Here is a 2,283-nt window from a genome sequence, read left to right as displayed (position 1 = left end):
CTGCGTGGCCGGGGCCGCCGCCGGGGTGGCGGCGCTGGCGTGCTCCAGCCTGTATACGCGAAGATCCGGGACATGATTGAACCGAAGATGCTCATATTCTCGTTCTCCATAATGGATCCGGCCCGGCGGATGCCGGGCCGGTTACGCGTATCGGGAACCCGTGGTGGTGACTCAGGCCTTAGTAACGGTACAGGTCGTTCTTGAACGGCCCGTTCACCGGCACGTCGATATAGTCGGCCTGCTTCTGCGTCATCTTGGACAGGTGGGCGCCCACCTTGGCAGATGCAGTGCCGCCACCTTTTCATCAAGATGCTTCGGCAGGGTATAGACCTTGTTTTCGTACTTGTTTTCCGGCGCGTTCCACAGTTCGATCTGCGCCAGCGTCTGGTTGGTGAAGGATGCGGACATGACGAAGGACGGATGGCCCGTCGCGTTGCCCAGGTTCACCAGGCGGCCTTCGGACAGCACGATCAGGCGCTTGCCATCGGGGAAGACGACCTCATCCACCTGCGGCTTGATGTTGTCCCACTTGAAGTTGCGCAGCGCGCCGATCTGGATTTCGGAATCGAAGTGACCGATGTTGCACACGATGGCGCGGTGCTTCATCTCGCGCATGTGGTCGAGCGTGATGATGTCCACGTTGCCCGTGGCGGTCACGAAGATGTCACCGCGCGGGGCGGCCTGTTCCATCGTCACGACCTCGTAGCCTTCCATCGCGGCCTGAAGCGCGCAGATGGGGTCGACTTCCGTCACCAGCACGCGGCAGCCCGCGTTGCGCAGGGACGCGGCGGAGCCCTTGCCCACATCGCCGTAACCGGCCACGACGGCGACCTTGCCCGCCATCATCACGTCCGTGCCACGGCGGATGGCGTCCACCAGGCTTTCACGGCAGCCGTACAGGTTGTCGAACTTCGACTTGGTCACGCTGTCGTTCACGTTGATGGCCGGAACGCGGAGCAGGCCCTTCTTGGCCATTTCCCACAGGCGGTGGACACCCGTTGTCGTCTCTTCGGAGATGCCGCGCACCTCTTCGAGCAGATCGGGGTACTTGTCATGCATGAGGATGGTCAGATCGCCACCATCATCCAGGATCATGTTGGGCGTCCAGCCGTCCGGTCCCCTGACCGTCTGCTCGATGCACCAGTTGAACTCGTCCTCGGTCAGGCCCTTCCAGGCGAAGACCGGCACGCCCGTCGCGGCGATGGCGGCGGCGGCCTGGTCCTGCGTCGAGAAGATGTTGCACGAAGACCAGCGGACCGTGGCCCCCAGCGCCGTCAGCGTCTCGATCAGGACCGCGGTCTGGATCGTCATGTGCAGGCAGCCCGCGATGCGCGCGCCCTTCAGCGGCTGGGACGCGCCGTATTCCGCGCGCAGGGCCATGAGGCCCGGCATTTCGCCTTCCGCGATGGAGATTTCCTTGCGTCCCCATTCGGCCAGTGAGAGATCCTTGACTTTGTAGTCAGTGCTGGTGGTCATGTCTTGTCCCATGTTCATCAATCCGGCACAGGATATAGCCGGTTGGGCGCAAGTGATCCAGAGCGGGCGGACAGCGATCTTCACGCCATTGTGTCGGCCACCTCTTCGGCCTGTTTCATGATGCGGAGGAAATTTTCCCCCCACAGCGCCGCGATCTGGGCGCGATCATACCCGCGCCGCAGCAGTTCCGCCGTCAGGTTGCCCGATTCGGCGGCATTGGCCCAGCCGCGTATGCCGCCCCCGCCATCGAAATCGGACGAGATGCCGACATGCGCGATCCCGATTCGTTGCACGGCGTAATCGATATGGTCCACGAAATCCGCCACCGTGACCGCGCGCGTCTCGCGCACGTCGCGCGGGCGCAGGAAGGCGTCCATGGCGGTGATGTGGATCACGCCGCCGCAGTCTTTCAGGCGTCAAGCTGCCCGTCATCGAGGTTGCGCGGGTGGTCGCACAGGCTCCGTACGCACGAATGGCTGGCGAAGACCGGCGCGCGGGACAGTTCGAGCGCCTGCATCATCGTACTGCGCGCCGTGTGGGAAACATCGACCAGCATGCCCACGCGGTTCATCTCCACCACCGCATCGCGGCCAAGTGCTGAAAGGCCGCCATGCACGCTGTCCGCATCCCCCAGGTGCCGCATGGGGCGCGCCGAGTCGGCCAGCCGGTTGTGGCCGTTATGCGTCAGTGTCATGTACCGCGCGCCAAGGCGGCGGAACGCGGGGATCAGGGACAGATCCTCCCCGATCGCGTACCCGTTCTCGACCGCCGGGATCAGGACGATGTCACCCGCCGCGTGGGCGGCGC

Annotated in this window: 2 pseudogenes; both read right to left on the bottom strand. The window is 64.3% G+C overall.

Annotation, left to right across the window (positions count from 1 at the left end):
- Window positions 1–178: 178 nt before the first annotated feature.
- Window positions 179–1,476, bottom strand: a pseudogene (gene ahcY, locus JCM25156_RS24675) (adenosylhomocysteinase).
- Between the two features lie 80 nt (window positions 1,477–1,556).
- A pseudogene (locus JCM25156_RS24670) lies at window positions 1,557–2,283 on the bottom strand (dipeptidase); the annotation flags it as partial.

It is taken from the genome of Komagataeibacter kakiaceti JCM 25156 (assembly GCF_000613305.1).
Note: the sequence above shows the minus strand (reverse complement) of the source record. Positions and strands in the feature narration are given on the sequence as shown.